The 26,774-nt window shown below is 73.9% G+C and carries 22 protein-coding genes and 2 pseudogenes; 15 read left to right on the top strand and 9 right to left on the bottom strand.

What is annotated here, in order from left to right; translation table 11 throughout:
• Nucleotides 1-304 precede the first annotated feature (304 nt).
• The 3 genes from polA to GV126_RS09410 all read left to right on the top strand — a co-directional run bounded on the left by polA (nucleotide 305) and on the right by GV126_RS09410 (nucleotide 5,821).
• The gene (gene polA / locus GV126_RS09420; RefSeq protein ID WP_159664388.1) at nucleotides 305-3,031 is read left to right on the top strand and encodes a DNA polymerase I; all 2,727 of its coding nucleotides are present in this window, start codon (nucleotides 305-307) and stop codon (nucleotides 3,029-3,031) included.
• 81 nt (nucleotides 3,032-3,112) lie between these two features.
• Nucleotides 3,113-3,601, top strand: coding sequence for a hypothetical protein (locus GV126_RS35700; RefSeq protein WP_185947925.1), 489 nt, complete (start codon nucleotides 3,113-3,115; stop codon nucleotides 3,599-3,601).
• A 396-nt stretch (nucleotides 3,602-3,997) separates the two neighbouring features.
• Complete coding sequence (locus GV126_RS09410) at nucleotides 3,998-5,821, top strand: lytic transglycosylase domain-containing protein (RefSeq protein ID WP_159664386.1); 1,824 nt, start codon at nucleotides 3,998-4,000, stop codon at nucleotides 5,819-5,821.
• Nucleotides 5,822-5,963: 142 nt separating this feature from the next.
• Here GV126_RS09410 and GV126_RS09405 read toward each other — a convergent pair.
• Together GV126_RS09405 and GV126_RS09400 are read right to left on the bottom strand one after the other, a co-directional pair.
• A pseudogene (locus GV126_RS09405) lies at nucleotides 5,964-8,652 on the bottom strand (ATP-dependent RNA helicase); the annotation flags it as partial.
• Nucleotides 8,653-8,767: 115 nt separating this feature from the next.
• Complete coding sequence (locus GV126_RS09400) at nucleotides 8,768-9,592, bottom strand: class I SAM-dependent methyltransferase (protein ID WP_159673474.1); 825 nt, start codon at nucleotides 9,590-9,592, stop codon at nucleotides 8,768-8,770.
• 374 nt (nucleotides 9,593-9,966) lie between these two features.
• Between GV126_RS09400 and rpsA the strand changes: the two genes are divergently transcribed.
• From rpsA to GV126_RS09380, 4 genes are all read left to right on the top strand, one after another.
• Complete coding sequence (gene rpsA / locus GV126_RS09395; RefSeq protein ID WP_028422596.1) at nucleotides 9,967-11,457, top strand: 30S ribosomal protein S1; 1,491 nt, start codon at nucleotides 9,967-9,969, stop codon at nucleotides 11,455-11,457.
• A 192-nt stretch (nucleotides 11,458-11,649) separates the two neighbouring features.
• On the top strand, nucleotides 11,650-12,588 hold the full coding sequence (locus GV126_RS09390) for a PAC2 family protein (protein ID WP_159664384.1): 939 nt from the start codon (nucleotides 11,650-11,652) through the stop codon (nucleotides 12,586-12,588).
• Between the two features lie 45 nt (nucleotides 12,589-12,633).
• The gene (coaE, locus tag GV126_RS09385; RefSeq protein ID WP_159664382.1) at nucleotides 12,634-13,290 is read left to right on the top strand and encodes a dephospho-CoA kinase; all 657 of its coding nucleotides are present in this window, start codon (nucleotides 12,634-12,636) and stop codon (nucleotides 13,288-13,290) included.
• 50 nt (nucleotides 13,291-13,340) lie between these two features.
• Nucleotides 13,341-13,721 (top strand): tetratricopeptide repeat protein, encoded by a 381-nt coding sequence (locus GV126_RS09380; RefSeq protein WP_028422599.1) that lies wholly within the window; start codon nucleotides 13,341-13,343, stop codon nucleotides 13,719-13,721.
• A gap of 190 nt (nucleotides 13,722-13,911) precedes the next feature.
• Here the strand turns inward: GV126_RS09380 and GV126_RS09375 are convergent, their stop codons facing one another.
• Nucleotides 13,912-14,178, bottom strand: a complete 267-nt coding sequence (locus tag GV126_RS09375; RefSeq protein ID WP_159664380.1) for a DUF6343 family protein — start codon at nucleotides 14,176-14,178, stop codon at nucleotides 13,912-13,914.
• Between the two features lie 81 nt (nucleotides 14,179-14,259).
• Nucleotides 14,260-14,880, bottom strand: a complete 621-nt coding sequence (locus GV126_RS09370) for an RNA-binding S4 domain-containing protein (protein WP_159664379.1) — start codon at nucleotides 14,878-14,880, stop codon at nucleotides 14,260-14,262.
• A 174-nt stretch (nucleotides 14,881-15,054) separates the two neighbouring features.
• Here GV126_RS09370 and GV126_RS09365 point away from each other — a divergent pair, with 174 nt between their 5' ends.
• From GV126_RS09365 to GV126_RS09355, 3 genes are all read left to right on the top strand, one after another.
• Entirely contained in the window at nucleotides 15,055-15,759 is a 705-nt protein-coding gene (locus tag GV126_RS09365) for a uracil-DNA glycosylase (protein WP_159664378.1), read from the top strand.
• Nucleotides 15,760-15,843: 84 nt separating this feature from the next.
• Complete coding sequence (locus tag GV126_RS09360) at nucleotides 15,844-16,617, top strand: nucleotidyltransferase family protein (RefSeq protein ID WP_159664377.1); 774 nt, start codon at nucleotides 15,844-15,846, stop codon at nucleotides 16,615-16,617.
• Between the two features lie 200 nt (nucleotides 16,618-16,817).
• A complete protein-coding gene (locus GV126_RS09355; RefSeq protein WP_028422604.1) occupies nucleotides 16,818-17,003 on the top strand; it encodes a DUF8839 family protein in 186 nt (61 codons plus the stop codon).
• Between the two features lie 157 nt (nucleotides 17,004-17,160).
• On the opposite strand, the gene GV126_RS09350 is transcribed toward GV126_RS09355, so the two are convergent.
• Nucleotides 17,161-17,628, bottom strand: a complete 468-nt coding sequence (locus tag GV126_RS09350) for a hypothetical protein (RefSeq protein ID WP_159664376.1) — start codon at nucleotides 17,626-17,628, stop codon at nucleotides 17,161-17,163.
• Nucleotides 17,629-17,963: 335 nt separating this feature from the next.
• Nucleotides 17,964-18,734, bottom strand: a pseudogene (locus GV126_RS37620) (ATP-binding protein); the annotation flags it as partial.
• A gap of 271 nt (nucleotides 18,735-19,005) precedes the next feature.
• Here GV126_RS37620 and GV126_RS09340 point away from each other — a divergent pair.
• The 3 genes from GV126_RS09340 (at nucleotide 19,006) to GV126_RS09330 (ending at nucleotide 21,094) form a co-directional block, all read left to right on the top strand.
• Nucleotides 19,006-19,866: a Sco1979 family transcriptional regulator gene (locus tag GV126_RS09340; protein WP_159664375.1), complete on the top strand. Its 861-nt coding sequence runs from the start codon at nucleotides 19,006-19,008 to the stop codon at nucleotides 19,864-19,866.
• Nucleotides 19,867-20,148, top strand: coding sequence for a DUF397 domain-containing protein (locus GV126_RS09335; protein ID WP_159664374.1), 282 nt, complete (start codon nucleotides 19,867-19,869; stop codon nucleotides 20,146-20,148). It abuts the gene before it with no gap.
• Nucleotides 20,149-20,245: 97 nt separating this feature from the next.
• Nucleotides 20,246-21,094, top strand: a complete 849-nt coding sequence (locus GV126_RS09330; protein ID WP_159664373.1) for an SAM-dependent methyltransferase — start codon at nucleotides 20,246-20,248, stop codon at nucleotides 21,092-21,094.
• Nucleotides 21,095-21,335: 241 nt separating this feature from the next.
• Here the strand turns inward: GV126_RS09330 and GV126_RS09325 are convergent, their stop codons facing one another.
• The gene (locus GV126_RS09325) at nucleotides 21,336-22,823 is read right to left on the bottom strand and encodes a glutamate synthase subunit beta (RefSeq protein WP_159664372.1); all 1,488 of its coding nucleotides are present in this window, start codon (nucleotides 22,821-22,823) and stop codon (nucleotides 21,336-21,338) included.
• 297 nt (nucleotides 22,824-23,120) lie between these two features.
• Nucleotides 23,121-23,885, bottom strand: a complete 765-nt coding sequence (locus tag GV126_RS09320) for a DUF2293 domain-containing protein (RefSeq protein ID WP_159664371.1) — start codon at nucleotides 23,883-23,885, stop codon at nucleotides 23,121-23,123.
• A 160-nt stretch (nucleotides 23,886-24,045) separates the two neighbouring features.
• On the opposite strand from GV126_RS09320, the gene GV126_RS09315 reads away from it, so the two are divergent.
• Nucleotides 24,046-24,696, top strand: coding sequence for a nucleoside/nucleotide kinase family protein (locus tag GV126_RS09315; RefSeq protein ID WP_159664369.1), 651 nt, complete (start codon nucleotides 24,046-24,048; stop codon nucleotides 24,694-24,696).
• A 73-nt stretch (nucleotides 24,697-24,769) separates the two neighbouring features.
• Nucleotides 24,770-25,636 carry a methyltransferase gene (locus GV126_RS09310; protein ID WP_159664368.1) on the top strand — a complete coding sequence of 289 codons (867 nt, stop codon included), beginning with the start codon at nucleotides 24,770-24,772 and terminating at the stop codon, nucleotides 25,634-25,636.
• 191 nt (nucleotides 25,637-25,827) lie between these two features.
• Here the strand turns inward: GV126_RS09310 and GV126_RS09305 are convergent, their stop codons facing one another.
• Complete coding sequence (locus GV126_RS09305; RefSeq protein WP_159673472.1) at nucleotides 25,828-26,730, bottom strand: carbohydrate kinase family protein; 903 nt, start codon at nucleotides 26,728-26,730, stop codon at nucleotides 25,828-25,830.
• Nucleotides 26,731-26,774 lie beyond the last annotated feature (44 nt).

The following is a 26,774-nucleotide window of genomic DNA, read 5'->3' as shown; positions in this document are numbered from 1 at the left end:
CCTGTGCCGACGGCACGCGATCGCCTTGCGATCGATGGAGCCGCCCCTCCGGACCCGGGGCACGCACCACCCTCGGTCGACGGCGCCGCCCCGGCCCCATGGCACGCACCGCCCCCGGTCGACGGCGCCGCCCCCGGCCGATGGCCGCCGCGGCGGCGCACGTACCGTCGCGGCCGTCGGCACCCGGCGCGCCCCGGGCCGACGCGCCCACCGCCCCTCCAGGCGGCCGGTCGCTGTGACGGCGCTCACGTGCGGCGGGGGCGTGCGGTCCGGACTGTCAGTGGGGCGTGGCAGGATCGAGGGCGTGGCAGAGACAGCATCGAAGAAGACCGACACGACCCAGGGCGGCACCCGTCCCCGGCTGATGCTCATGGACGGGCACTCGCTGGCCTACCGGGCGTTCTTCGCGCTGCCCGCGGAGAACTTCACCACCGCGACGGGCCAGCCGACGAACGCGATCTACGGCTTCGCGTCGATGCTGGCCAACACCCTGCGTGACGAGGCGCCCACGCACTTCGCGGTCGCCTTCGACGTCTCCCGCAAGACCTGGCGCTCGCAGGAGTTCACGGAGTACAAGGCGAACCGCTCCAAGACCCCGGACGAGTTCAAGGGCCAGGTCGAGCTGATCGGCCGGCTGCTGGACGCGATGCACGCCCCGCGCTTCGCCGTCGAGGGGTACGAGGCGGACGACGTCATCGCCACCCTCGCCACCCAGGCCGAGGCCGAGGGCTTCGAGGTGCTGATCGTCACCGGCGACCGCGACTCCTTTCAGCTGGTCTCCGAGCACACCACGGTGCTCTACCCGACCAAGGGCGTCTCCGAGCTGACCCGGTTCACCCCGGAGAAGGTCGTCGAGAAGTACGGGTTGACGCCCGCCCAGTACCCGGACTTCGCGGCGCTGCGCGGCGACCCGTCGGACAACCTGCCGGGCATCCCGGGCGTCGGCGAGAAGACGGCGGCGAAGTGGATCAACCAGTTCGGTTCCTTCGCCGAGCTGGTCGAGCGCGTGGAGGAGGTCAAGGGCAAGGCCGGGCAGAACCTGCGCGACCACCTGGAGGCCGTCAAGCTCAACCGGCGGCTCACCGAGCTGGAGCGCAACGTGCAGCTGCCGAAGGCGGTCACCGACCTCGCCCGCGCGCCCTACGACCGCAAGGCCGTCGCGGCGATCCTGGACGGCCTGGAGATCCGCAACCCCTCGCTGCGCGAGCGGCTCTTCGCCGTCGATCCCGGCGCCGAGGAGGCCGAGGCCACCCCCATCTCGGCGGACGGCGTCGAGCTGGACGGCACCGTGCTGGGCACCGGCGAGCTGGCCGGCTGGCTCGCCGAGCACGGCACCGAGCCCCTGGGCGTGGCCACGGTCGACGCCTGGGCCCTGGGCGCGGGATCGGTCGCCGAGGTCGCGCTCGCCACCGCTGACGGGCCCGCCGCCTGGTTCGACCCCTCCCAGCTGGACGAGGAAGACGAGCGGGCGCTGACCGCCTGGCTGGCCGACGCCGCCCGGCCCAAGACGTTCCACAACGCCAAGGGCGCGATGCGGGTCTTCGCCGAGCACGGCTGGAGCGTCGAGGGCGTGACGATGGACACCGCCCTCGCCGCCTACCTGGTCAAGCCCGGCCGCCGCTCCTTCGACCTGGACGCGCTGTCCCTGGAGTACCTGCACCGCGAGCTGGCGCCCGCCGCGCAGGCCGACGGCCAGCTCGCCTTCGGCACGGACGACGCCGCCCAGGCCGACGCGCTGATGATCCAGGCCCGCGCGATCATCGACCTCGGGACGGCCTTCGAGGCCCGGCTGGAGGAGGTCGGCGCCGCTGACCTGCTGCGCGACATGGAGCTGCCCACCTCCGCGCTGCTCGCCCGCATGGAGCGGCACGGCATCGCCGCCGACCGCGCCCACCTCGAAGCCATGGAACAGATGTTCGCGGGCGCGGTCCAGCAGGCCGTGAAGGAGGCCCACGCGGCCGCCGGGCACGAGTTCAACCTCGGCTCGCCCAAGCAGCTGCAGGAAGTCCTCTTCGGCGAGCTGGCCCTGCCGAAGACCAAGAAGACCAAGACGGGCTACACCACCGACGCCGACGCGCTGGCATGGCTGGCCACGCAGACGGACAACGAGCTTCCGGTGATCATGCTGCGCCACCGCGAGCAGGCCAAGCTCCGCGTCACCGTCGAGGGCCTGATCAAGACCATCGCGGCCGACGGCCGTATCCACACCACGTTCAACCAGACCGTCGCCGCGACCGGCCGGCTGTCCTCCACCGACCCCAACCTGCAGAACATCCCGGTGCGCACCGACGAGGGCCGGGCCATCCGCCGGGGCTTCGTCGTCGGCGAGGGCTACGAGTCCCTGATGACCGCGGACTACAGCCAGATCGAGCTGCGCGTGATGGCCCACCTGTCCGAGGACGAGGGCCTGATCCAGGCGTTCACCTCCGGCGAGGACCTGCACACCACGGCCGCCTCCCAGGTCTTCGGCGTGGCACGCTCGGCGGTGGACGCCGAGATGCGCCGCAAGATCAAGGCGATGTCCTACGGCCTGGCGTACGGGCTGTCGGCCTTCGGCCTGTCCCAGCAGCTGAACATCGAGGCCGCCGAGGCGCGCGCCCTGATGGAGGCCTACTTCGAGCGGTTCGGCGGCGTACGGGACTATCTGCGCCGGGTCGTGGAGGAGGCGCGGGCGACCGGATACACGGCGACGCTCTTCGGCCGCCGCCGCTACCTCCCCGACCTCAACAGCGACAACCGCCAGCGCCGCGAGGCGGCCGAGCGGATGGCGCTGAACGCGCCCATCCAGGGCACGGCCGCGGACATCGTCAAGATCGCGATGCTGAACGTGGACCGGGCGCTGCGCGAGGCCGACCTGCGCTCCCGCATGCTCTTGCAGGTCCACGACGAGATCGTGCTGGAGATCGCCCCCGGCGAGCGTGCGGCGGCCGAGGAGATCGTCCGCCGCGAGATGGGCGCAGCCGTGCAGCTCAGGGCGCCGCTGGACGTCTCGGTGGGCGTCGGCCCGGACTGGGAGTCGGCCGCGCACTGAAGTCCGTCGCCGGGCGGGGGCCGTCACTCCCGTGGCCCCCGCGAAGGCGCACCCGCCACCCGCGCCCGCCAGGATGCGGGCATGGGTATACGCATGCTCAACCACCGGCCGGCGGTGTTCCGGGCAGCCGTCGATGCGGCCCCTGCCGCATCGCCCTCGCCGGTTCCGGCCCTCGCGGCCGACGCAAGCACCGCCCGCATCCCCACCGACCTCGCGGCCGTCCTGCGCCGTGCGGCGACCGGCCTGAGCCGCCGCCTCACCCCCGGCGAACAGCGTCCCTGGCGCCTGTGGACCGACCTGGCCCGGGGCTATGTGGCGCTCGCCCTCGCGCGGCTGCCGCGACCGGCCCCGACGCACACCGTCACCGTCTTCGTCGCGGCCCCGGCCCGCCCCGCCAAGGGCCCGAGCGGCCGGCCCGGGCACGAACCGCGCACGGACCGGCGGGAGCGGCCGGCCTCCGCGGGCCGGCCACCCCAGGACACATCCGCGCCGCACCAGGAACACGGCACGCGCCAGGACCGGCACTCCCGCCGGGACGAGCAGAACCGTCCGCGGCGCCGGGACCGGTAGCCCGAGCCGGCCGGAGTCGGTCGAGGTCGGCCGGAGTCGGGGGGCGGTCGGATTCCGTCCGACGGCTGCGAGCCGGCCGAGGGCGGCCGGCGGGAGGGGCCCGGGGATGGTCACGAGCCCAATTTATTGTCATGAGCGCGTAAATCATCGTCCCCTGGGTGCCGCCACACCCTGTCCGAGCAGCAGAAAGTGCGGTGCCGCGACCGGCAACAAGCGGCCAATCGGTGAAATCCGGGCACGAACGACTCCCCGCGGCAAGGAAGTTGTCGTAGGGTCACGTGCGGCGTACATCCGAAAGCCCCCACGAGGGCAACCAGTACCGCGGGTCAACCGTCACAACAGGGCGAACAGGCAGCACAGAAGGACGCTCGGACGTCCACGGGAGGGGTTCACTCCATGGCGGCGTATTTCGGCAGGAGGCTGTACAAGGGGGCGGCCACCACGGCCGTGGCCGCAGCGGCGGTCGCGGCTCTCACCGCTTCCCAGGCTCCCGGGAACACGGTCGACGGCCAGGACAGACCGACCGCCGCCGGAGCGACGCCCGCCCCCGACGACGACGGCGCCGCCACCGGCAACTCGCCGTACTACACGGACCTGCCGCCACTGAACTCCCCGAGCCCGGCGCCCAGCGCCACCGCGGGCCCCTCGACCCCGCAGACCCCGGCCGAGGCGGGCATACCCGCTACCGTGCTCGACGCCTACAAGAAGGCCGCGGCCGAACTCCGCGCCGACAAGCCCGGTTGCAACCTGCCCTGGGAACTCCTCGCCGCCATCGGCAAGGTGGAGTCCGGTCAGGCACGGGGCGGGCGCGTCAACGCCGAGGGCACCACGCTCACCCCGATCCTCGGCCCGGTCCTCAACGGCAGCGGCTTCGCCCACATCAGCGACACCGACCACGGCGCCTACGACGGCGACGCCACCTACGACCGCGCGATCGGCCCCATGCAGTTCATCCCCTCCACCTGGGCATGGGCGGGCCGCGACGGCAACGGTGACGGCAAGAAGGACCCCAACAACGTCTACGACGCGGCGCTCGCCGCGGGCCACTACCTGTGCCGCAACGGCTGGGACCTGTCGAACGCCGCCGACCTCGACAAGGCGATCCTCAGCTACAACAACTCCCGGGACTACCTCAACACCGTCCGCTCCTGGCTGGAGTACTACCGCAGGGGCACCCACACGATCCCGGACGGCACCGGCACGCTGCCCTCCGGCCGCAGCGACGACACCACCCGCACCCACCGGGCCTCGTCGTCCCCGGCCGCGTCCACGCCGGGGGCGAGCCCCCGGCCCGGGCACAGCGGCAAGGACGGCGACGGCAGTGGCGGCGGCAGCGGCAGGCCGAGCGACTCGGGAACGACCCCCGGCACCGGCAACGGCGGCGGCGGCCCGAGCCGGACGCCGTCCCCCACACCGTCGCGCTCGGCGTCACAGCCCACCATGCCGCCCACTCCCACGGACCGCGTGGACCACCTCGCGGACGCGCACACCGGCAAGCTCACCGCCATGGCCGGCGACACCTTCGCTCAGCGGATCCACACCCGGGCCGAGACCGAGGCCGGCGCGGCCGTCGCCAAGGTCCGGATCCGGTTCACGATCATCGGCGACACCGACACGACCTTCGCCGGCGGCGAGAAGGTCGCCACCGTCCTCACCGACGCCACCGGTGTGGCCGTCGCACCGGCGCTGCGGGCGGGCGAGCAGACCGGCGGCTTCACCGTCCGCGCCCTCGTCGTCGGTCGCACGGTCTCCGGCCTGGAGTACCGGGCCACCGTCACCGAGCGCGCCGCCGACACCCTGACCCGCACCAGCGACACCCCGCTGACCTGCACCCCCGGCGGCGCGTTCGCCGACCGGGTCGAGGTCAGGGCGACCTACGAGGGCGCCGCCGCGGACGGCGGGGCGCCCACCGCCACACTCGTCACCTCGGCCGACGACCCCGCCGAGAACGACAAGGGCCCCTACTTCAAGGACGCCGACGGCAAGCCCGTGCGCACCCTGAAGGACCTGCGCACCGACGACAAGGGCCTGCTGACGCTGCCGAAGCTGTACGCGGACGACACCACCGGCACCTTCCTGCTGCGCATCACCACCACCGGCGGCGCGACGCTGACCGTGGAACTGAAGGTGGCCCCCGCCGACACCTCGGCCGAGCCCTCGCCCGGCAGCTCCGCGGAGCCCTCGCCCAGCACCTCCGCCGACGCCTCGCCCAGCGCCTGAGAGTCGTCGTCCTCGTAGCCGGCGGCGGCCGAGCGGCAGCAGGCCGCCGCCGGGGCGCGAGGAGGCCCGCGGTCGTCGGCCGCCCGCCGCCGGGCCGTGCGTCCGGCGGCGGACGGCGCCTCGGCGCCGGTCAACCGCGCCTGAGCCGGGCGTTGGTGTGCCGGGTCGGTTCCGCGGCCGCCGGGTCCTCGGGCCACGGGTGCTTGGGATACCGCCCGCGCAGCTCGGCCCGTACGGCCCGGTAGCCGTCCCGCCAGAAGGAGGCGAGGTCGGCGGTGACGGCGGCGGGCCGCCCGGCGGGGGAGAGCAGGTGCACCAGCACGGGCACCCCGGCGACGACGGGCGAGTCCTGCAGGCCGAACATCTCCTGCAGCTTCACGGCGAGCACCGGCCGCTCGGGATCGGTGTAGTCCAGGCGGATCCTGGACCCGCTGGGCACGGTGATCCGCTCCGGGGCCAGCTCGTCCAGCCGACGGGCCTCGCCCGAGGCCCAGGGCAGCAGCCGCGCCAGCGCCTGCCCGGCGTCGATCCGGGCCAGGTCCGCGCGCCGCCGGGCCCGGCTCAGCTCCGGTTCCAGCCACTGAGCCACACGGGCGTGCAGCGCCTCGTCGCGCACATCGGGCCAGGGCTCCCCGAGATGCAGGTGCAAAAAGGCCAGCCGCTGCCGCAGCGCCACGGCATCCGCCGTCCACCGCAGCAGCCCGAACCCCTCCTGCCGCAGCCCGTCCAGCAGCGCCTCGCGGACGCGATCGGGCTCGGGTGCGGCCGGCGGACGCCCCGCCAGCCCCCCCGCGCCGAGCCGTTCGACCCGCCGGGCCACGACGCCGCCGTCGGCCCAGCGCCCCTCGTCCCGCTCCTCGTGCAGGGCCCCGGCCGCGAGCCGGGCGATGTCCTCGTCGACGGCCGCGGCGAGCCGCCCGCGCGCGTGCCCCGTGCCCAGCGGCCGGTCGGCCACCGCGACGGCGATCCAGGGGGACCCGCGCAGCGCCGAGTCCTCGGCCGGCTCGGCGCGCGTCCCGGACACCATCAGGTACGACCCGCCGTCGAGCCGGGCCACCCGCTCGGGGAAGGCCAGGGCGGTGACGAGTCCGACGAGCCGGTCGTCGCCGACCGCCGCGCCGGCGCCCCGCCGGGGGGCCGGCCTGCCCGGAGCGCCGGCGCCTTCCCCCTGCCGGTGCGCGTCCCGACCGCCCCGCGGTCCGGCACCGGCCGACACGGCGGCCCGCAACCGCCGCACCTCCGCCCGCCACCGCGCGGCATACGCGTCCCCACCACGCCCATGCGATGAGGCGCCACGCCTGGAGAACCGGCGGGAGGCGGCCGCCGCAGGCTGGGGGGGGGGAGAAGCACCGGCCCGGGCCCCCGGCCCGCCCCCCCCCGCCGGTCCCGGCACGGCGGACACCGCGCAGGGCCGCGGCGAGGTCGTCGCCGTACTCCCGCGGGACCTCCTCGCTGAGCAGGGCGACGACCTCGGCCACCCCATCCGGCCCGCCCAGCACCTCCGAGGCGTCGAGGAGCGCCCGGCCCAGCCGTGGGTGCACGCCCAGACGGGCCATCCGCACGCCGCGCTCGGTGGCCCGCCCGGCGGCGTCCACCGCGCCCACGGCGGTCAGGACCTCCCGCGCCGCCGCCATCGCGCCGCCCGGCGGCGGATCCAGCAGGGCCAGCCCGGAGGCGTCCGGGTCGCCCCAGCAGGCCGCCTGCAGCGCGAACGCGGTCAGGTCGGCCACCTTGATCTCCGGCGCCGGGAACCGCGGCAGCCGGCCGTCCTCGGCCTGCGCCCAGCACCGGTACACCACGCCCGGCGCCTCCCGTCCGGCGCGCCCCGCCCGCTGCCGCGCGGAGGCCTGCGACGCCCGTACCGTCGTCAGCGCGCTCAGCCCGCGGGCGTGGTCCACCCGCGGCTCGCGCGCCAGCCCGGAGTCCACCACCACCCGCACCCCGGGCACGGTCAGCGACGACTCGGCCACGGAGGTGGCGAGCACCACCCGGCGGCGCCGCCCGGGCGCCAGCACGGCGTCCTGCACGGCCGCCGGAGCCCGCCCGTGCCCCTGGAGCACCTCCACGTCACCGAGGTCCCCCAGCCGCGCCGCGACCCGCCCGATCTCGCCCACGCCCGGCAGGAAGCACAGCACGTCCCCCGTCCGCTCGGCGAGCGCCCGGCGCACCACCGACGCCACGTGCGCCAGCAGCGCGGGATCCACCCGCATCCCGTGCGGCGGGCGGACCGGGCGCGTGGGCGGCGCCCACACCACGTCCACCGGGTACGACACCCCGTGCGCCTCGACCACCGGGGCGTCGCCGAGCAGCCGCGCCCAGCCCTGCGCGTCCGTGGTCGCCGACGCGGCGACCAGCCGCAGCTCCGGCCGCAGCGTCTGCCGTACGTCCCACAGGAACGCCGCCGCCGTGTCCGCGTCCAGGTGCCGCTCGTGGCACTCGTCGAGCACCACCACGTCCACGCCCGCCAGCTCTTGGTCGCGCTGCAGGCGCTGCAGCAGCACCCCGGTGGTGACGACCTCCACGCGCGCGTGCCGCCCGACCACCCGCTCCCCGCGGACGCTGTAGCCGACGCTCGCGCCGACCTCCTCGCCCAGCAGCCACGCCATCCGCCGGGCGGCCGCCCGGGCCGCGATCCGCCGCGGCTCGGCCACCACCACCCGCCGTGCCGGTCCCTCCCGCAGCAGGCCGGCCAGGGCGAGCGGCACCAGGGTCGTCTTGCCGGTGCCGGGCGGCGCCACCAGCACGGCGGTCCCGTGGCCGTCCAGGGCGTCGTTCAGGTCGGGCAGGGCGCCGCGCACCGGCAGCGCGTCCAGGGCGTCGTCACGGATCACGCCCTCCAGTGTCCTGTCCCTCCCAGGTACGACGAACGGACCCCCACGCAGGTATGACGAACGGGTCCCCACGCGCGCGTGGGGACCCGTTCGGCGGGTGGTACTCGGGCGGGCCTCAGTCCCGTACGCAGACGAAGATCGCCGTGCCGGGGATCAGGTGGCCGCGCAGCGGGGACCAGCCGCCCCACTCGGAGGTGTTCCAGTCGGGCCACTCCGGCTCCACGAGGTCCACCAGGCGGAACCCCGACGTCACCACGTCCCGGACCCGGTCCCCCAGCGTGCGGTGGTGCTCGACGTAGACGGCGCGGCCCTCCTCGTCCTGCTCCACGTACGGCGTGCGGTCGAAGTAGGAGGCGGACACGCTCAGCCCCTCCGGGCCGGGCTCGTCGGGGAAGGCCCACCGGATCGGGTGCGTCACCGAGAACACGAACCGCCCGCCCGGCCGCAGCACCCGGCGCACCTCCCGCAGCACCAGCCGCGGGTCGGCGACGAACGGCAGCGCGCCGTAGGCCGAGCAGGCCAGGTCGAAGGAGCCGTCCGCGAAGGGCAGCACCGCGGCGTCGGCGCACACCAGGGGGAACGATCCGCCGATGCGCAGCGCGTGCTGCAGCTGGCGGTGCGAGAGGTCCAGGGCCACCGGGCGCGCCCCCTGCGCGGCCAGCCAGCGCGAGCACTGGGCGGCGCCGGCGCCGATCTCCAGGACGTCCTTGCCCTTCAGCTCCTCGGCCGGGCCGAGCAGCTCGGCCTCCACCTCGTCCAGGCCCTCGGGGCACCACACGAAGCGGTCGTCGCCCAGGAACGTGCCGTGCTCGACCTGGTACTCGTCGGCGTTGCGGTCCCACCAGCCCCGGTTGGCCCGGGCGCTCTCCGTGACACCGGCCGCACGGCGCGTGGCCTCCGGCTCGGGCGGCCGCTCGCTCACTTCCCGCTCTTGGATGATCCGCTCCCTCGTCGTACTCTTCCGTCCAGCCTGCCGGGCGGTGCGCCGTCGGGGGGACGTGCGGTGTCGGCCCGGCCTCGGGCGACCGGTGAACGGCAGGTCATTGCCGGTTATGCGGCGATCTGTCCCGGGTGGGCGGCTTCGCGCATTGACCATGTCCGGCTGCCCCCGTATGCTACAAGTTGCGCTGCGGGCCTGCGCACCTCGGACGTAGCAGGCTGCGCTCGCATCTGTTGTATGTCCCCTCGGTTGTCGAGGCGCCACCAGCTGTTTCGTGTGGCGCTTCCTTGGCTGTCCGGCTTCTGCAGAGCGAAACGGGCTCCGGCGTAAGCAGTACCTACGACTTCAATGTCCGTACCGGAGCCCTTTCCCACATGACGAGCAGCACCGAGACCACCGCCACCACCCCGCAGGTAGCGGTCAACGACATCGGTAACGAGGAAGCTTTCCTCGCAGCGATCGACGAGACGATCAAGTACTTCAACGACGGCGACATCGTCGACGGCGTCATCGTGAAGGTCGACCGGGACGAGGTCCTGCTCGACATCGGGTACAAGACCGAAGGTGTCATCCCGAGCCGCGAGCTCTCGATCAAGCACGACGTCGACCCGAACGAGGTTGTCGCCGTCGGCGACGAGATCGAGGCCCTGGTCCTCCAGAAGGAGGACAAGGAAGGCCGCCTGATCCTCTCGAAGAAGCGCGCCCAGTACGAGCGTGCCTGGGGCACCATCGAGAAGATCAAGGAAGAGGACGGCATCGTCACCGGTACCGTCATCGAGGTCGTCAAGGGTGGTCTCATCCTCGACATCGGCCTGCGCGGCTTCCTCCCGGCCTCCCTGGTCGAGATGCGCCGCGTCCGCGACCTCCAGCCGTACGTCGGCAAGGAGCTCGAGGCGAAGATCATCGAGCTGGACAAGAACCGCAACAACGTGGTCCTCTCCCGCCGTGCCTGGCTGGAGCAGACCCAGTCCGAGGTCCGCCAGACGTTCCTCACGACCCTGCAGAAGGGTCAGGTCCGCTCCGGCGTGGTCTCCTCGATCGTCAACTTCGGTGCCTTCGTGGACCTGGGTGGCGTCGACGGTCTGGTCCACGTCTCCGAGCTGTCCTGGAAGCACATCGACCACCCGTCCGAGGTCGTCGAGGTGGGCCAGGAGGTCACCGTCGAGGTCCTCGACGTCGACATGGACCGCGAGCGTGTCTCCCTGTCGCTGAAGGCGACCCAGGAAGACCCGTGGCAGCAGTTCGCCCGCACCCACCAGATCGGCCAGGTCGTGCCCGGCAAGGTCACGAAGCTGGTTCCGTTCGGTGCGTTCGTCCGCGTGGACGAGGGCATCGAGGGTCTGGTCCACATCTCCGAGCTGGCCGAGCGCCACGTGGAGATCCCGGAGCAGGTCGTCCAGGTCAACGACGAGATCTTCGTCAAGGTCATCGACATCGACCTCGAGCGCCGTCGCATCAGCCTCTCGCTGAAGCAGGCCAACGAGTCCTTCGGTGCCGACCCGACGGCGGTCGAGTTCGACCCGACTCTGTACGGCATGGCCGCGTCCTACGACGACCAGGGCAACTACATCTACCCCGAGGGCTTCGACCCGGAGACCAACGACTGGCTGCCGGGCTACGAGAAGCAGCGCGAGGAGTGGGAGCGGCAGTACGCCGAGGCCCAGGCCCGCTTCGAGGCGCACCAGGCGCAGGTCATCAAGTCCCGCGAGGCGGACGCCGCTGCCGCCGCCGAGGGTGGCGAAGCCGCCGCTCCGGCCGCGTCCGGCGGTTCGTACTCCTCCGAGGGTGGCGACAGCTCCGGCGCCCTGGCCTCCGACGAGGCCCTGGCCGCCCTGCGCGAGAAGCTGGCCGGCGGCCAGAGCTGACGCTCACCGCTGGGCAGTAAGCCCCTGGCCTGAAGCCGTGGCCCGCACCCCCACCCGGGGTGCGGGCCACGGCCGTCTCAGCACAGCGGGCGCCGGTCCGTCAAGGGGCGCACCGGAGCCCCGGCCCTGCGCGGGAATGCCTGCCCGTCGCGCCTCGTTGTACCCGTACGAACACAAGGAGGGGCGTTCACAGTGCTTGATCCGCAGGGTTTGTACGCATGGGAGCCGAAGGGTCTGGCGGTCGTCGACATGGCGCTGGCCCAGGAATCGGCCGGCCTGGTCATGCTCTACCACTTCGACGGGTACATCGACGCAGGTGAGACCGGCGACCAGATCGTCGAACGGCTCCTCGACTCACTGCCCCACCAGCTGGTGGCGCGCTTCGACCACGACCGGCTCGTGGACTACCGGGCCCGGCGCCCCCTGCTGACCTTCCGGCGCGACCGCTGGACCGGTTACGAGGTGCCCGCCATCGAGGTGCGCCTGCTCCAGGACACCACCGGCGCGCCCTTCCTGCTGCTGTCCGGGCCCGAACCCGACGTGGAGTGGGAGCGCTTCGCCGCGGCCGTGCAGCAGATCGTGGAACGGCTCGGCGTACGCCTGTCGGTGAACTTCCACGGCATTCCCATGGGCGTCCCGCACACCCGCCCGGTCGGCCTGACCCCGCACGGCAACCGCAGCGACCTCGTCCCCGGCCACCGCAGCCCCTTCGAGGAGGCCCAGGTGCCCGGCAGCGCCGAGGCACTGCTGGAGTACCGCCTCATGGAGGCCGGGCACGACGTCCTGGGCGTGGCGGCGCACGTGCCGCACTACATCGCCCGCTCGCCCTACCCCGACGCCGCGCTGACCGCCCTGGAGGCCATCACGGCCGCCACCGGCCTGGTCCTGCCGACCGTCGCCCACGCCCTGCGCAGCGACGCCCACCGCACGCAGACGGAGATCGACCGGCAGATCCGCGAGGGCGACGACGAACTCACCAGCCTCGTCCAGGGCCTCGAGCACCAGTACGATGCCGCGGCCGGCGCGCAGACCCGCGGCAACATGCTCGCCGAGCCCCTGGAGATCCCCTCGGCGGAGGAGATCGGCCGGGAGTTCGAGAAGTTCCTGGCGGAGCGGGAGGGCGACAACTGACGCCCGCCGGGCGCCCCCGCGTGGGCAGGCCCTAAGCTGCCGCTCATGCTGAAGGTAGGCCTGACCGGGGGCATCGGAGCCGGTAAGAGCGAAGTGTCCCGGCTGCTCGTGGAGCACGGGGCGGTCCTGATCGACGCCGACCGCATCGCACGCGAGGTCGTCGCCCCGGGCACGCCCGGCCTGGCGGCGGTCGTCGAGGCGTTCGGCCCGGACGTGCTCGCCGCCGACGGCACCCTGGACCGGCCCCGGCTGGGCGCGATCGTCTTCGCCGACCCGGCGAAACTGGCCGCCCTGAACGCGATCGTGCACCCGCTGGTCGGCGCCCGCTCCCGTGAACTTCAGGAGGCCGCCGCCGACGACGCCGTCGTGGTCCACGACGTGCCCCTCCTGACGGAGAACGGCCTGGCCCCGCTGTACGACCTGGTGATCGTCGTGGACGCCGCCCCCGAGACGCAGCTCGACCGGCTCGTGCGGCTGCGCGGCATGACCGAACAGGACGCGCGCGCCCGCATGGCCGCCCAGGCCACGCGGGAGGAACGCCGGAAGATCGCGGACATCGTCATCGACAACGACGTCCCGCTGGAGCGGCTGCGGCAGCGGGTGCGGGACGTGTGGGAGGAGCTCGTGCGCCGCGCGCACGCCCCTCGCCTGGCCGCGCAAGGCCCGCACGAGGCGTCGCCGGGACAGCCGTCCCAGGAATAGCCCTGCCCGGCAGGGGCGTTGAAACGTCCCAGTAAGGGAAGGACTGTGTCGTGCCCGACTCCAGTGGTTCCACCGGACGTACTCCGGAGACGCATGTCATAGACTTCCGCGCCGCCGAGCAACTGCTGGCGGCGCGGGATCCACGGGGCGCGGTGAAGCTGCTCGACGGAGTCATCGCCGCGCACCCCGAGAACACCGCCGCCCGGCTGCTGCGGGCGCGGGCCTTCTTCGCCGCCGCGCAACTCAGACCCGCCGAACTCGAGTTCAGCATCGTCCTGGAACGCGAGCCGGACAACGCCTACGCGCACTTCGCGCTCGCCCGCACCTACGAGCGGCAGGGCCGCCCCGACCAGGCCAAGCGCCACTTCCGGCTGGCCGCCGCGCTGGACCCGAACCCGGAGTACCTGCAGCGGGCCCGGTTCGACGCCTGACTCGCCGGCCGTCGCGCCCAGGGGCGTCAGGCTCCCGGGCGGGCGCACCCGCCGACGGATCCGCCCTCCAGCCGGCACGCATTCCCGAACGCGCACGCACCCCTAGTGGGTGGGCATCCCCGAGCGGGCATGTACCCCTAGTGGGTGGGCACCCCCGAGCGGGCACGTACCCCCAAGTGGGTACGCACCCCTAGCGGTCCCCGCGCTCGGGCGGCCGGTACGGCGGGACGTCGCGGCCCGGCTGGTAGTGCGGGCCCTGCCGCAGATGCCGCACGATCACCGTGAAGTCGACGGCCATCAGCAGCCACACCACGCCGCAGGCCGCCGCCCACCCCGGGTGCCCGAGCAACACGAACAGGGCGACACCGAAGATCGCCCACGCCACCCCCCACAGGCTCAGCCAGAACCGCGCCCGCAGAGCACTGCGCGCGGTCGTCGGTTCGCTGCCGGTCCGCATGGCCCATCCCCACTCCTCCTTGCACCGTACTCTCCCGTGGGGAAACGGGACAAAGGTGGAGCAAGGGGGATGTGGAGCAGTTCACCGTCCCTGCGGACGGCCTCCCGGCGCACCGGACCCGCCCCGGCCGCCCGGTCCGCCCGGTCCGGCGAAGCCGCCCACTGCGCCCACTCCGCGTACGCCGTCCACGCCGCCCGGGGCGCCCAGTCCGCGCAGGCGCTCCAGTTCGCGGCGGTCGCGCTTGGTGGGGCGGCCGGTGCCGCGGTCGCGCACACCGACGGGGGCGACGGCCTCGCGCGGCGGGGGCGGCGGGGAGTTGTCGATGTAGCACTGGGCGGCCACCGGGGCTCCCACGCGCTTGCGGATGAGCCGCTTGACGACGACGATCCGCTCCCGGCCCTCGTGCCGCAGGCGCACCTCGTCGCCGACGCGCACCGCGTGCGCGGGTTTGACCCGCTCGCCGTTCACCCGGACGTGCCCGCCGCGGCAGGCGGTGGCGCCGACGGAGCGGGTCTTGACCAGCCGTACGGCCCAGATCCAGCTGTCGATCCGCACGGTCTCGCCGTTCGCCGGGGCGGCCGCCTCCGCGGCGGCGACGGCGGCGGCGACCTTGGGATCCACGGCGGCGGACGCTTCGGCCCCGGCGCGCCCGCCGGCGTCCTGGTCACGGTCCATCTCGCGCTCGTCGTCCTGGGAAGCCATGGCTCCGACCTTAGTCTCTTCACGCATCGCACCGGAGGGACATCTCGTCTCGTGCATCGCACCGGAGGGATGTCTCGTCTTCGGGAATCGCACCGGAGGGAACGTGTCCTCTTCGCGCATCGCACCGGAGGGACTTCGTCGCACCGCCGCACCCGGCGAAACTAGGGTGGAGCCATGGACCCCAGCAGCCTCGCGGCCCTCGACCGGCGGATCACGGAGTGCCGGGCCTGTCCGCGGCTCGTGGCCTGGCGCGAGGAGGTGGCCCGTACCAAACGGGCGGCGTTCGCCGACTGGACGTACTGGGGGCGGCCGGTGCCGGGGTTCGGGCCGGCGGACGCCCGGCTGCTGATCGTAGGCCTGGCCCCGGCCGCGCACGGCGGCAACCGGACCGGCCGCATGTTCACCGGGGACCGCTCGGGCGACGTGCTGTACGAGGCGCTGTACGACGTGGGGCTCGCCTCGCAGCCCACCTCCGTCCGCGCCGGCGACGGCCTGGAACTGTACGGCGTGCGCGTCACCTCGCCCGTGCACTGCGCACCGCCCGCCAACAAGCCGACGCCCGGCGAGCGGGACACCTGCCGGCCGTGGCTGGTGCAGGAGCTGCATCTGCTGCGGCCCACCCTGCGGGCCGTGGTGGTGCTCGGCGCCTTCGGCTGGCAGGCGGCGCTGCCCGCCTTCGCCGAGGCCGGCTGGACGGTGCCCCGGCCCCGCCCGGCCTTCGCCCACGGCGTCCACGTGCCGCTGGACGGCCTCGACCTCTACGGCTGCTTCCACGTCAGTCAGCGCAACACCTTCACCGGCCGCCTCACCCCCGCGATGCTCCGGGACGTCCTGCGCACCGCGGCGCACACGGCCGGCCTCCCGACCCGCAGCACCTGAGCCCACCGGGCAGACCGAGTCACCCCGCCGGTCCGCGACGCCGCCGCAGGAGCGGGTCCGGCCGCGCCCCGACAGGAGGACCCGATGACCCAGCAGGCCCGGACGGACCAGGCCTTCCTCGACGACACCGCCGACCGGCTCGCCGCCCTGCCCGGCGTGCGGGCCGTGGCCCTCGGCGGCTCCCGCGCCCAGGGCACCCACGGCCCCGGCAGCGACTGGGACCTCGCCGTCTACTACCGCGGCCGGTTCGACCCCGCCGACCTGCGTGCCGTCGGCTGGGAGGGCGAGGTCTCCGAGGTCGGCGGCTGGGGAGGCGGCGTGTTCAACGGAGGCGCCTGGCTGACGATCGACGGGCGCCGTGTCGATGTGCATTACCGGGACCTCGACGCCGTGGAGCACGAGTGGGCGGAGGCCGAGGAGGGGCGGTTCCGGGTGGAGCCGCTGCTGTTCCACCTCGCGGGCATCCCCAGCTACCTGGTCGTGGCCGAACTCGCGATCAACCAGGTGCTGCGCGGCGAGCTGCCGCGCCCCGCCGTCTACCCGCCCGCGCTGCGCCGCAGCGCCCCGGAGCGCTGGTACGGCATGGCCGCCGCCACGCTCGCCTACGCCAAGGCCGGCCACGCGCCCAAGGGCGCCCTCGCCCAGGTCGCCGGCGCCGTGGCCCTCGCCGCGACCCAGACCGCCCACGCGGTCCTGGCCGCACGGGGGGAGTGGACCACCAACGACAAGGGCCTCCTCGCGCGCGCCGGTCTGACCGGGGTGGACGACCTCCTCAGCGGCCTGACGGCGTCGCCCGCCGACCTGCTGCGCGCGGTCACCGAGGCCGAGAACGTGCTCCGCGCGGCGGTGCACGGCTGACCGCGGAGTCCCTCGAACGTGTTCACTCTCGGTGGTCGAGTTGACGCGAGAAGTTCCCGAATGCTCCGAAAGTGTGAGGTCAGACGCATCTTCGGCGTTGAACTCGTGTCAACTAGGTCTCAGTACCGTCACTGAGTGAGGCCTTCACCCCATGCTTGGCGTTTAAATCTTTCGAGTACAGCGCTACATGGAGGTGCAGGGTGAACGGGCGAACGGTGCTCGAGCGCTTTCCCGCCGGCGGGCCGCGCGGGTCGTGGCCGGCGGAGGAGTTCGCGCATGCGCGGCGTCTGGAGGGCCTGCCCGCAGAGGTCGTCATGGACCTCGCGACGGACACGTTCCTGGTGATCGTCCGCGGCGGTGAGAACGGCGGTGACGCCACCGCCTGAGAGGCGTCGGCGCACGGTGCCGGCCCCCGCGTGCAGACGGGACGCAGAGGTGCAGGAGACGCAGATGTGAGGGAGGGGCTGCCGGACGCTACGTGCCCGGCAGCCCCTCCCTGATGTGTGCGGCCTCGGGTGCGCGCTGCACGCCTCAGCGGGCGTGCTACACGTTGACCGGGCGTGACCACGCCGGTGTCGTGCCCGTCACCCGGCACAGGGCCAGGTAGAGGGGGATCGGCGGGGTGTACGGGACCGTGCCCTCCGGCCGGTGGATGAGCGTGGGCGGCCGGTCCGGCCGGCCGCCGGGGAGGACCGCGCCGGTGGCGTAGAGCGCCGGGGCGGGCCACTGAAGGGCGTAGTCGGAGTCGGCCGGGACGATCCACCACCACGTGCTCGCATCGGCGTAGACGCAGCCCACGCGGGGCAGCCGCGGCAGCAGCTGGGGTCCGAAGTCGGCCGGCGCCGCCACCGCGTCGCAGCCCAGCGGGACCGTCATGCCGTCGGGCAGGGCCAGTCGGTACGGCGCGGCGGCCGCGTCGAGCCGCCCCGGCGCGCGCGTCTCGCGCCCCAGGCGTACCAGTGTGTCGAGGCTGCGTACCTGGCCGGAGCCGGAAGCGCCGCTCACAGCCATACGGCCCCCGTTCCTTGTGTGCGGCGCGGATGCGCCGGCTGTGGTGTGTGCGGTGTGTGCGGTGATCGTGTCACGGCCCCGGAGGGCTGCTGCTGCACGCCCGCCGGCGGCTGCCGCCTGAGCGGCGGAGTCTGCTGCACGCCCTCCGCCGACTGATGCCGGACCTGCGACGACTGCGGCTGCGGCTTGACCGGCAGCGACTGCGGCGTGACCGACAGCGACTGCGGCGTGACGTGCGACGACGGTGGCTGCGGCGTGATGTGCGACCACTGTGGCTGCTGCGTGACGTGCGACGACTGCGGCTCGGCGGGCGACGACGGCTCGGCCGGAGACGGCTGCCGGTCGGCCTGGGGTTCCTGCCGCAGGCCGGCCGGTATCTCGTGCACGCCCTGCGGGGCCGCCGGTTTCCCCCGCGAGGCGTCTCGGCCGCCCCGCGACGGGGAAGGGAGCGGCAGCGGCTTGGGGCGGGCGCCCCAGCCGAGGTCCCCTCGGGCCTCGTGCCGGGTTCCGTCCTCGGCCGCCGCCCGTGTCTTCGCCTGGGCCTCGGACCGGGTCTCCTCCCGGGCGTCGTCCCGAGTCTCCGCCCGGGCTTCGGTCCGGGTCTCCTCCCGGGCTTCCTGGCCACCGCCGCGTGGCAGTTCCGCCCACACCACCAGCCCGGAGCCGTGCTCCTGCGCGCCCCAGGCATGACAGAGGGCCTCGATGAGGAGCAGGCCCCTGCCGTGTTCCTCCTCCGGTCGCTGCGGAGAGGGATGGGGCTCGCCCGGCGCGCAGCCTTCGTCACGCACCGCGATGCGCACCCGGTCGTCGCCGTCGTGCAGTTCGCACACGATCCGGCTGCTCGCGGTGTGCACGATGGCGTTGGTGACCAGTTCGGAGATGACCAGGGCCGCGGTGTCGCAGGTGTCCTCGCAGACCGACCAGCCGGTGAGCCGGGACCTGGTGAGGCGTCTGGCCTGGGCGGGAGAACCCGGGTGTGCGGCCAGTTCGAAGCGGAACCGGCGCTCGGCAACGGCCCGCTCGGGGCCCGCTCCCGTGGCGGCACCGGAGGCGAGGGCGAAGGGACCTGCGGTGGCGTCTGTTCCTAAGGGCGGGGACGGAATCACGCTTGCCACTATCGCCCTGTCGTGAACACTTGGCAAGAGCCACTCTGAAAAATGCAGAGTGCTGTATGACGCAGTGCAAGGGCGTGGCACACTGCTCGCAACAGCACGTCGCGCGGCGCCAGTTGGGATCGCCGGAGACCTGTCCCGGTCTTCGAACGTATCTTCGAATGGCGCCGCAGGGCTGTCGGGATTCTTCGGGCCGACCCGGCCCTTCGGGGCTCCGTGACCCGGCGGAGGCTTCGGGCCTGCCGTGACTTGGTGGAGGTGGAGGGTGAGCGAACCGCGGTCCGCGCCGACCGTCGGACAGGTCGTGCTCGGCCGGCGTCTGCTCGACCTGCGGGAACGCGCCGGGCTCAAGCGCGAGGAGGCCGCCCGCGTCCTGCGTGTCGCCCCGGCCACCGTCCGCCGCATGGAAATGGCCGAGGTCGCCCTCAAGATCCCGTACCTGCAACTGCTGCTGAAGGCCTACGGCGTCCCCGACGACGAGGCCGAGGTCTTCGTGCAGCTGGCCGAGGAGGCCAACCGGCCCGGCTGGTGGCAGCGGTTCCACGACATCCTCCCGGGCTGGTTCTCGATGTACGTCAGCCTGGAGGGCGCCGCCGCGCTCATCCGGTCCTACGAGCCGCACTTCGTGCCCGGTCTGCTGCAGACCGAGGACTACGCGCGCGGCGTGCTCGAGTCGGGAGCCGTCGGCCAGACCAGCCCGGAGGACATCGAGCGCCACGTCGCGCTGCGCATGCAGCGTCAGGAGCTGCTCACCCGCCCGGACGCGCCCAGGTTCTGGGCCGTCCTCGACGAGACGGTGCTGCGCCGTCCGGTCGGCGCACCCGAGGTGATGCGCGCTCAGATCGACAAACTGCTCGAGGCGGCGGAGCTGTCCAATGTGACGTTGCAGATAGCCCAGTTCTCGTCGGGGCCGCACCCGGGCACCTACGGGCCCTTCGTGCTGTTCCGATTCGCCGTGCCCGAACTTCCGGACATGGTCTACAGCGAGTACCTGACCGGCGCCGTCTACCTGGACGCGCGCACCGAGGTGGCGACCCACCTGGAGGTCATGGACCGCATGGCGGCGCAGGCCGCTACGGCACATCGCACCAAGGAGATCCTCCGGGATCTCCGCAAGGAGTACTGAATGGATCGCACCACGTCGTCCCAGCCGCTCGGCCCGCGCACCTGCGGCCAGCGGATCTACAACGGCATGCCCGCGCGGGAACTGGGCAGCGAGGGCTGGCACAAGCCGTGGAGCGGCGGCAACGGGGGCAACTGCCTGGAGGCCATGAAGCTGGCCGACGGCCGGATCGCGGTGCGCCAGTCCACCGACCCGGACGGTCCGGCACTCATCTACACCACCGACGAGATGACCGCCTTCATCGAGGGCGCCAAGGCGGGGGTGGCCGACTTCCTGCTCTCCTGACCTGATTCCTCTGTTTTCTGATGCTCTGCGCTCAACTCGCTAAATCTGGCACGGACTTGAACGAACGCTTTCTCCTCACACGCTTACGGGGTGCCGTATGACCGGGCAGGACACGCCTCTCGACTCCGACCGGACCACCGCTGCGCCCACGGCCCAGGCGGTCCGGATCGACACCGGCACACCCCATCCCGCGCGGATGTACGACTGGTATCTCGGCGGCAAGGACAACTACCCGGTCGACGAGGAGATGGGCCGGCAGATGCTGGCCCTCGACCCGCGGGTGCCGGTGATGGCCAAGGTGAACCGGGCGTTCATGCACCGCGCCACCCGCTGGCTGGTCGGCCGGGGCGTCCGGCAGTTCCTCGACGTCGGCACGGGCATCCCGACCGAGCCGAACCTGCACCAGGTCGCGCAGCAGGTCGCCCCCGACGCCCGCGTCGTCTACTGCGACAACGACCCCGTCGTGCTGGCGCACGCCGCGGCCCTGCTGCGCAGCACACCCGAGGGTGCCACCGAGTACCTGCAGGCCGACGTCCGCGACCCGGCCACCGTCCTCGACGGCGCCCGCAAGATCCTGGACCTCACCCGGCCGGTCGCGCTCTGCCTGGTCGCGCTGCTCCACTTCGTCTCCGACGAGGACGGCGCGCACGACCTGGTGCGCCGGCTGCTCGCCGAACTGCCCTCCGGCAGCTACCTGATGATGACCCACGCCACCGCCGACTTCACCCCGGAGGAGTCCGCGGCGGCCACCGAGAAGCTGAAGGCGGCCGGCGTCACCCTCGCCCTGCGCTCCCGTGAGGAGTTCGCCCGCTTCTTCGACGGCCTGAAACTGGTCGAACCCGGCGTCGAGGTGGTCCACCGGTGGCACCCGGAACTGGGTGAGCCGGTACCGGGACAGGACGACGGGGTGATCCCGGGATACGGGGCGGTGGCCCGCAAGCCCTGAGCAAGCCCCGACAGTACGTGGCCACCGGCCATCCGGTATCCAGCAACCACCCGACGACCGGCATCCGGCCACCGGCATCCGACAACCACCCGGCGACCGGCATCGGGCAATCGGCATCCGGCAACCGGGTCCGGCTGCCCGTGGCCCGCTCGGCCAGGGCGGCCGGAGGCCGCGGATGCACGGTCATGGCGGTCGCGGGGCCCGCAGATGCACGGTCATGGCGGTCGCGGAGGCGCGGAGGCTAGACCGTCATCGGCCGGTCGTACGGACCGATCGGCGTCGGCAGCTCGGACCTGCCCGTGAGGTGGCGGTCCACCGCCGCCGCCACCGCCCGCCCCTCCGCGATCGCCCACACGATCAGCGACTGCCCGCGCGCGGCGTCCCCGGCGGCGAACACACCGGGGACGTTCGTCGCGAACCCGGCGTCCCGCGCGATCGTGCCGCGCGGCGTCAGCTCGATGCCCAGCTGGTCGATCAGCCCGTCGTGCCGGTCCGGCCCCGAGAACCCCAGCGCGAGCAGCACCAGGTCGGCCGGGAGCGTCCGTTCGGTACCCGGCAGGGGTCGCCGTCGCGCGTCCACCTCGACCAGGTGCAACGCGCGCACATGCCCGTCCGCGTCACCGGAGAAGCGCAGCGTCGAGGCGGCGAAGAGCCGCGCGTCGGCGTCCGCGGCCGGCGCCGTGCGCAGCGTGGCCGCCTCCTCGTGCGCGGCCGAGAGGCGGTAGATCTTCGGATAGGTCGGCCACGGCTCGGTGTCGTCGTCGCGCTCGGTGCCGGGCTGGGCGTAGATGTCCAGCTGGGTCACGGACGCGGCGCCCTGCCGCACCGCCGTCCCCAGGCAGTCGGCTCCCGTGTCCCCGCCGCCCACGATGACCACGTGCCGGCCCGCGGCGGACAGCGGGGAGACCTCGATGTCCCCCTCGCGCACCCGGTTCGCCGGCGGGAGGTACTCCATGGCCTGGTGCACTCCGGCCAGTTCCCGCCCCGGCACGTCGAGTTCGCGCCACGCGGTGGCCCCCGTGGCGATCACCACGACGTCGTAGCGCGCCCGCAGCTCCGCCGCGTCGATGTCCCGTCCCACCACCGTGGACGTACGGAACCTCGTCCCCTCGGCCCGCATCTGCTCCAGCCGCCGGTCCAGATGGTGCTTCTCCATCTTGAACTCGGGGATGCCGTACCGCATCAGCCCGCCGAGCCGGTCGTCCCGCTCGTACACGGCGACCGTGTGGCCGGCGCGGGTCAGCTGCTGGGCCGCGGCGAGCCCCGTCGGCCCCGAGCCGATCACGGCGACGGTGCGGTCCGACAGCCGCTCCGGCGGGCGCGGTTCGACGAAACCTTCCTCCCAGGCGCGGTCGGCGATGGCGCACTCGACGTTCTTGATGGTGACGGCCGGCTGGTTGATGGCCAGCACGCACCCCGCCTCGCACGGCGCCGGGCACAACCGGCCGGTGAACTCGGGGAAGTTGTTCGTGGCGTGCAGCCGGTCGCTCGCCGCCCGCCAGTCCTCCCGGGAGACCAGGTCGTTCCACTCGGGGATCAGATTGCCCAGCGGACAGGCCTGGTGGCAGAACGGGATCCCGCAGTCCATGCACCGGTCGGCCTGCTTGCTGATGATCGGCAGCAGCGCGCCCGGAACGTACACCTCGTTCCAGTCCCGCACCCGCTCGCCGACCGGCCTGCGCGGCCACTCCCGGCGGGGCGTGGACAGGAAACCCTTGGGATCGGCCATCGCCGTCTCCCTCGCCTCCGCGCGTCCCCGGGCGACGCCCCTGCCGCCACGATACGACGCCCCGGCCGGACCCGCAGGGCCTGCGACCCGGGCTGCGAGGGGGGGAGGAGGGGAGGAGCCGAGGCGGCCGGCGCCCACCCGGGGATGGTCGTCCGCGCCTTGGCCGGCGACACGCGTCCGTACCCGGTCAGCCGACGACGTCCGTCCGTACCCGGTCAGCCGGCGACGCCCGTCCGTACCGGTCAGCCGGCGACGCCCGTCCGTACCGGTCAGCCGGCGACGCCCGTCCGTCCCGGTTCAGCCGGCGATGTCCGTCCGTACCGTCGGCTTCGTCGCGGCCTCCGTCCCGGTGACCGGCGACTGTGCGGCTGCTGCTGTCCCCACCGCCTCGCGCCACCCCCGCAGCACCGCTTCCACGTCCGCCGCGATCCGCCGCCGGGCCTCGTGCCGTGCCACCCCGTCCATCAGCAGCCGGTCGTACGGGGTGTCCAGGTGCCGTACGGACGCGATCACCGCACACGTGACCGCGCCCTCGGACAGCGCGCGCCCCGCGGCGCTGCGCCCGACCCGCCCGCTGCCGCGCTCGGAGGCGTGCGCGGCGATGGCCCCGGCCCGGTCGGGCGGGCACCCGGGGAACAGCCGGCGGATCTGCGTCGCGAACGCCTCCGCGAACCGCGCGTCCTGCGCCGCCCGCCGCCGCGCGTCCCGGGCCCGGCGCCGACGGCGTGCCTCGGCGTCCGCCAGGCACCGGGACTCGGCCCGGGCCAGGGCCTCCTCCTCGACGAGGAGGCCCTGCCGCTCGTAGCGGCCCCTGCGCCGGTTGAACCGCACCACGACCGCCCACAGCGCGCTCTCCTCCCGCGACCTGCGGGTCAGCGCGGTGTCGCCGCGGGGGAGGAACACCAGGTGACCGAGGTCGGCGCAGGCCAGGCAGCGGGGCACGCCGTCCTCCAGGACGAGCAGGGGCAGTGGGCCGCGGCGGCACGCGGCGCAGTGCTTGCGCCGCAGCGGCTGGACGACGACAAGGCCGGCGCGCAGGGGAGACGTCGAGGGGAGGACCACGCGGGGGTGATTCCCCCGGCGCGGCTCCGGTGCACCCGGGCACGTGCCCACATCCCCGCCGCGCCTTCCCCGCCGCGCCCGCACTCCGCACGCCGCTGCACCGGGCCTGTCCGTACCCCGGGCGGCCCGGCCCCCGGTGGGCCTGGCGCATCATGGCCGTGTGCGACTCGAAGCGATCACCTGGGAGCGGCTCGGCGACCTCCTGGCCGAACGGCTGCTCGATCTGGAACCGGGCGACGGCGGTTCGTGGCCACGGGTCGCCTTCGACGGTGCCCCGGCCGCCCGCCCGGGCGACCTGGCCGGGCGCGTCGCGGAGGCGCTGCGCGTACGCGGCCGGCCGTCGCTGGTCGTCGGCGCCGAGGGCTTCCTGCGCCCGGCGTCCCTGCGCCTGGAACACGGCCACCGCGACGTGGACTCCTACTACGACGGCTGGCTGGACACCGGAGCCCTGTGGCGCGAGGTCTTCGGCCCCCTCGAACCCGGCGGTGACGGCCGTGTCCTGCCCGACCTGCGGGACCCGGCCACCGACCGCGCCACCCGCAGCTCCTACGTCCGGCTCCCGCCCGGCGGACTGCTGTTGCTGCACGGCCCGCTCCTGCTGCGCCACTGGTTCCCCTTCGACCTCACCGTCCACGTCCTGCTCTCCGCGGGCGCCCTGCGCCGCCGCACCCCCGAGGCGGAGCACTGGACACTGCCGGCCTTCGAGCGCTACGAGACCGAGACCGACCCGGCCGGCACGGCGGACGTGCTGGTACGCGCCGACGACCCGCGCCACCCGGCGTGGAGCGGCCGCACCACCGGTGAGCGATGATCGCGGCATGTCCCACGCGACTGAAGGGACCAACAGAACGAAGGGGACAAGCAGGATGTACGGGACGGAAGGGATGAGGGGGACCGACGGCACTCGCGAGACTGGTGGTACCCGCGGGGGGACTGGTGGTACCCGCGGGACCGGCGGTACGCACGGCGACGGATACCTGCTGGACAACCGGCAGACCGAGGCGGGTGAACGTTTCGACGCATTCGCCCACCTCTTCGACCCCACGACCTTCCGGCACCTGGAGGCGCTCGGCGTGGACCGTGGGTGGCGGTGCTGGGAGGTCGGCGCCGGCGGGACGTCCGTCGTCTCCTGGCTGGCCGAGCGGGTCGGCCCCACCGGTGAGGTCCTGGCGACCGACATCGACACCTCGCTGGTCGCCGCCGCCGACCGCTCACCGGTGCGGGTACGGGTCCACGACGTGGGCGCCGACGAACCGCCGGGGGAGGGCTTCGACCTCGTGCACGCCCGGCTCGTCCTGGTCCACGTGCCCGACCGGGAGCGAGCACTGCGGTCCATGATCAAGGCCCTGCGGCCCGGCGGCCGGCTCCTGCTCGAGGACGCCGACCCCGCGCTTCAGCCACTGCTCTGCCCCGACGAACGCGGACCGGCGGAGGAACTGGCCAACCGGCTGCGCCACGGCTTCCGCCGGCTGCTCGCAGACCGCGGGGCCGACCTGTCGTACGGGCGCAAGCTGCCGGGCCTGCTGCGCGCGGCCGGGCTGCAACGGGTCGAGGCCGACGCCTACTTCCCCGTCGCCTCGCAGGCCTGCGCCGCCCTGGAGTCCGCCACCGTCCGCCAGATCCGCGGCCGGCTCGTCGCCGCGGGCCTGGCCACGGACGAGGAGATCGACCGCCACCTGGCCAACGTGGCCTCCGGCACGATGGACCTGGCCACGGCACCCATGATCTCCGCGTGGGGCCTCAAGCCGTAGCCGACGCAGCCGGGGGGCACCTCATACGACGCGGGCCCTCGCGCCTCGCCCCGGCCCCGGCCCCGAAGAGTCCCCGCACACGCGAAGTCCTGCACACGTGAGTTCCGCGCGCGAGGTCCTGCACACGTCGAGTTCCGCGCGCGAGGTCCTGTACATGTCGAGTCCCGCGCACCTGAACTCCTGCACACGCCCTAGGTGACGTCGGCGGGACCTCTCGGAGGCCTGCCGCCCATCCGCTCCACCGCCAGCGCGCCCGCCCGGCAGCCCTCCGCCGCCGCGGTCCCGGGATCGGCGCCGGCCAGCAGGACGGCCAGGAACGCCCCGGTTAAGGCGTCACCGGCACCCGTCGTGTCCCTGGGCACCGCCGGTACGGCGGGCACGCGCGCCTCGACGACCCCCGAGCGGGCCACCAGCGCCCCGTCGGCGCCCTGCGTGGCCACCACCAGCGGGACGTGCCGGCTCAGCTTGGCCGCCGCGTCCGCCGGGTCGGACAGCCCCGTCAGCAGACACGCCTCGTCCCGGCTGGGCAGCAGCACGTCCACTCCCTCGGCCAGCTCCAGGAACCGCTGCACTCCCAGCCCGGCGAGGAATCCGGCCGAGGCCGGATCCAGGCTGACGGGCACATCGCGCGCCCGGGCGGAGGTGACGGCCGTGGCCACCAGCGCCCGGCCCGGCGCGGAGAACAGCAGGTAGCCCGACAGGTGCAGCCGGGCCACCCCGTCCAACAACGCCTCCGACCAGTCCGCCGGCCCAAGGCGCAGCGAGGCCCCGCTGTCGGTGAGGAACGTGCGCTCGCCCGCGTTCGCCGCGTCCACCAGGCAGACCACCGTTCCGGTGGGTGCCTCGGCGTCCACCACGAGCCGGGGCCGCACCCCCGAGGCGACCAGCTCCCGCTCGTGCCAGGACGCCGTGTCCGTGCCCACCCGGCCGAGCAGCCGCACGTCCGGGCACCCTTGATGGACCGCCCAACAGGCCACGTTGGCCCCGGCCCCACCGGGCACCAGCCGGATCGCCGCGGGCGTGTCGGTGCCGGACGCGGGCGGGCCCCGGTGCCGGGCGACGACATCGGTCACCACGTCCCCGATCACCAGCAGCCCCCGGCCCGCCGCCCTCTCCGCACCGGCCGCCGCCTCAGCAC

Origin of the sequence: Streptomyces mexicanus, from assembly GCF_902506575.1 — a bacterium.
Taxonomy (GTDB): domain Bacteria; phylum Actinomycetota; class Actinomycetes; order Streptomycetales; family Streptomycetaceae; genus Streptomyces; species Streptomyces mexicanus.
This window is presented reverse-complemented; position numbering and strand designations above follow the sequence as displayed.